At 71.4% G+C, this 4,519-nt stretch carries 2 protein-coding genes; both read left to right on the top strand.

What is annotated here, in order from left to right; all coding sequences use genetic code 11:
• On the top strand, nucleotides 1-873 hold an 873-nt coding region (locus AB0I10_RS40450), incomplete at its 5' end, for a beta-ketoacyl reductase (protein WP_363157739.1).
• Nucleotides 874-904: 31 nt separating this feature from the next.
• On the top strand, nucleotides 905-4,519 hold a 3,615-nt coding region (locus tag AB0I10_RS40445; protein WP_363157738.1), incomplete at its 3' end, for a type I polyketide synthase.

Here is a 4,519-nt window from a genome sequence, read left to right as displayed (position 1 = left end):
TACGTGGCGGCCAACGCCTTCCTCGACGCCCTGGCGGCCGACCGCAGGGCGGCCGGTCTGCAGGCGACATCGCTGGCCTGGGGCATGTGGGCCGAGGCCAGCGCGCTGACCGGGCAGCTCACCGATTCCGAGCGGGCCCGCATTAGCCGTGGCGGCGTCAACGCGCTGAGCGCGGACGACGGTCTGGCCCTGCTGGACCTGGCACTGGCCCGGGACGAGGCGCTGCTGGTGCCGGCCCGCCTTGACCTGGCCGGACTGCGGGCGCAGGCCGCCCGTAGTGCGGAGATCCCGCCGCTGTGGCGGGCGTTGGTCAGCGGCGGCCCCGGGCGGCGTGCTGCTGCCTCGGTTGGCGCCGGCGCGGACTCGCTGCACCAGCAGCTGGCCGGGCTCTCGCAGCAGGACCGGGAGCGCAAGCTCACCGACCTCATCCGCACCCACGTGGCGGCCGTCCTGGGACACACCTCGGCCGACGCGATCGAGGCGACCCGGGCCTTCACAGACCTGGGCTTCGACTCGCTCACCGCGGTGGAACTGCGCAACCGCCTCAACACCGCGACCGGACTGCGGCTGCCGGCCACGCTCGTCTTCGATTACCCCAACCCCGTGGAACTGGCCGCGTTCCTGCAGGACAAGCTGCTGCCGGAGATCGCTGAACATGGCGAGACAGAACCTGCTGAGGAGAAACTCCGGAAGGCGCTCGCGACCGTACCGCTGTCCAGGTTCCGTGAGGCCGGGCTCATGGAGGTACTGATGCGGCTCGCCGATGTCCATGACGACGCCCTCGTGACCGAGAAGGGCGAAGAAGTCGAGGACATCGACACGTTGGATGCCGAAAGCCTGATCCGCCTGGCCTTGGACGGCGAGTCGGAGTGAAGTTGATGATGCTCGATGCGTGGAGGCAGCGATGACCGAACCGGCTGACAAGCTCCTTGAAGCGCTGCGCGCCTCCGTGAAGGAAACCGAGCGGCTACGACAGCGGAACCGCCAGCTCGTCTCGGCATCATCGGAGCCGTTGGCGATCGTCGGCATGAGCTGCCGCTACCCGGGCGGGGTGACCACTCCGGAAGAGATGTGGGACCTCCTGGCCGCGGGCGGGGACGCGATCTCCGGCTTCCCGACGGACCGGGGCTGGGACGCTGAGGGCGTGTACGACCCGGACCCGGACAACCAGGGAACCTCCTATGTGGTCGAGGGCGGGTTCCTGCGGGACGCGGCGAGTTTCGACGCCGGGTTCTTCGGGATCAGCCCGCGTGAGGCGCTGGCGATGGACCCGCAGCAGCGGCTGCTGCTGGAGACGTCGTGGGAGGCGCTGGAGCGGGCCGGGGTCGACCCGGCAACGCTCCGGGGCTCACTGACCGGTGTGTTCGTCGGTGTCGCTCCTTCCGACTACGTCACGCACCAGTCCCTGCGGAACATGGAGGGCCTCGACTGGCACCTGATGACCGGTGGCGCGGCCAGCGTGATGTCGGGCCGCATCTCCTACCTGCTCGGACTGCAGGGACCCGCGGTGTCCGTCGACACGGCATGCTCGTCGTCCCTCGTGGCGCTGCACCTGGCATGCCAGGCCGTGCGCTCCGGCGAGTGCTCGATGGCGCTGGCAGGCGGCGTCACGATCATGGCTTCCCCTGCGGGGTTCGTCGGATTCTCCCGGCAGCGCGGCCTGGCCGAGGACGGGCGCTGCAAGGCGTTCTCGGCGGACGCGGACGGCATGGGCATGGGCGAGGGCGCGGGCATGGTGGTCGTGGAGCGACTGTCCGACGCGCGGCGCAACGGCCACAAGGTGCTCGCGGTGCTGCGCGGCTCCGCGACGAACCAGGACGGTGCGTCGAACGGTCTGACGGCGCCGAACGGTCCGTCGCAGCAGCGGGTGATCCGGGCCGCGCTGGCCAGCGCCCGCCTGACGGCCGCCGACGTGGACGTGGTCGAGGCGCACGGCACGGGCACCACCCTCGGTGACCCGATCGAGGCCCAGGCGCTCCTCGCCACATACGGCCAGGACCGGCCCGAGGACCGTCCGCTGTGGCTCGGTTCGGTGAAGTCGAACATCGGGCATGCCCAGCAGGCGGCCGGTGTGGCCGGCGTGATCAAGATGGTGCTCGCCCTCCAGCACGGCGAGTTGCCGAGGACGTTGCACGCGGACGAGCCCTCGCCGCATGTGGACTGGTCGGCCGGTGACGTACAGCTGCTGACCGAGGCCGTGCCGTGGCCGGCCGGCGAGCGTGCCCGCCGCGCCGGTGTGTCCTCGTTCGGCATCAGCGGCACCAACGTCCACATCATCCTGGAGGAGGCCCCCGCCGAGACAGGGGCGTCCAACGATGCCGAGCCCGAGCACGGCGACCCCGAGGTCGCGGACGGCACCACCGCGGCAACGGCACCGGTGGTGTCGGGGGCGCACGCCTGGCCGGTGTCGGGCCGGTCTGCCGAGGGGCTGGCCGGGCAGACGGAGCGGCTGCACGACTGGGTGGCGGCGCGGCCGGAGCTGGATCCGGCGGATGTGGCGTGGTCGCTGGCGGCGACGCGGTCGCTGTTCGACCACCGTGCTGTGGTGGTGGGTGGTGACCGGGGCGAGTTGGTGTCCGGTCTGGAGAGCATGGCCGCCGATGTGCCTGCGGGTTCGTTGGTGTCGGGTGTGGCCCGGCCGGGTGCCCGGACGGTGTTCGCCTTTGCGGGTCAGGGTTCGCAGTGGGTGGGCATGGGGCGTGAACTCGTGCAGTCCAGCCCGGTGTTCGCGGCGCGGCTGGCTGAGTGTGAGCGGGCGTTGGCGCCGTTTGTGGACTGGTCGTTGAGTGATGTCCTCGCCGGAGCCCCGGGTGCGCCTGAGATGGAGGCGGCGCACGTTGTCCAGCCGGCGTTGTGGGCGGTGATGGTGTCGTTGGCGGCGGTGTGGGAGGCCGCTGGTGTGTCGCCGGGTGCGGTGGTTGGTCATTCGCAGGGTGAGATTGCTGCGGCGACGGTGGCGGGGATGCTGTCGCTTGAGGATGGCGCGCGGGTGGTGGCGCTGCGTTCGCAGTCGTTGAAGGCTCTGGCTGGTGCGGGCGGGATGCTGTCGGTGAGCCAGTCCGCGGAGGTAGTTGAGGAGCGCTTGCCGAAGTGGGGTGAGCGGCTGTCGTTGGCGGCGGTGAACGGGCCGTCTGCGGTGGTGGTTTCCGGTGAGCCGGGGGCGCTGGAGGAGCTGCAGGCCGAGTTGGAGGCCGAGGGTGTCCGGGCCCGGATGGTGGCCGTGGATTACGCGTCGCACTCCGCGCAGGTGGAGCGGCTGGAGCAGGAGATCACGTCCGTACTGGCTGATGTGGCACCACGCCAGGGCCGGGTCCCGATGGTCTCCGCGATGACAGGCGAGGTGCTGTCCGGCCCCGAGCTGGACGCCGCGTACTGGTACGGGAGTCTGCGCGCCCCGGTGCACTTCGACCGTGCGGTGCGGACTCTCGCCGGTCAGGGGCACCAGGTGTTCCTGGAGATCACTCCGCACCCGGTGCTGTTGGGCGCGATGAACGACACGCTCGAAGAGGTCGCGCAGGACGCGGGCCCCGGTACGGCGGCGGGAGTGGTGTGCGGGACGCTGCGCCGCGACGACGGCGGCGCGACGCGGCTCCTGACGTCCTTCGCGGAGGCCTTCGTCCACGGCGTCGCGGTGAACTGGACCGCGGTCCTGCCGTCCGCCGACCGGGTCGAGCTTCCGACCTACGCCTTCCAGCACGAGCGGTACTGGCCGCCGGAGGCCGGGCCGACCGTGGGCGGGGATGCGGTGTCGCTGGGGCTGGGTGCGGTGGACCATCCGTTGCTGGGTGCGGCCGTCGAACTCGCTGGTGGTGCGGGCATGGTGTGCACCGGGCGGCTGTCGGTGCGTACGCACCCGTGGCTGGCCGACCACGCCGTAGGCGGTGTGATCCTGCTGCCGGGCACCGGTTTCGTGGAGATGGTCGTACGGGCCGGGGACCAGGTGGGCTGCGGTCTGCTGGAGGAACTGACGCTGCAGGCACCGCTGGTGGTGCCCGCCGACGGTGGCGTACAGGTCCAGGTGGTGGTGACCGTTGCCGACGGCGATGGACGGCGCGGAATCGAGGTGTTCTCCCGTCCCGATGAGCCCGACGTGCAGCAGGCATGGGTGCAGCACGCCAGCGGCACGGTCGCCCCGGCCGGTGCACCGGCTCAGACGGAGGACGACCTTGTCGTCTGGCCGCCGCGCGGGGCCACGGCAGTGGACATCAGCGGGGTGTATGACGAGCTGGCGCGGGCCTCATACGGTTACGGTCCGGCGTTCCAGGGGCTGCGGGCGGTGTGGCGCCGCGGCGAGGACGTCTTTGCGGAGGTGGAGCTGCCCGAGGGCGTGGCCCAGCAGGCGGGTTCGTTCGGGCTGCACCCGGTGCTGCTGGACGCCGTACTCCAGGCCAACGCCTTCGCCGGCGGGCCTGGCGAGGTCGAGGAGGGTGTGCCGGGTCAGGTGCGGTTGCCGTTCGCGTGGACGGGTGTGGAGCTGCATGCCAGTGGTGCGTCGGTGTTGCGGGCGCGGCTGCGGCGT

Origin of the sequence: Streptomyces sp. NPDC050636 (genome assembly GCF_040654775.1) — a bacterium.
GTDB lineage: Bacteria > Actinomycetota > Actinomycetes > Streptomycetales > Streptomycetaceae > Streptomyces.
Note: the sequence above shows the minus strand (reverse complement) of the source record. Positions and strands in the feature narration are given on the sequence as shown.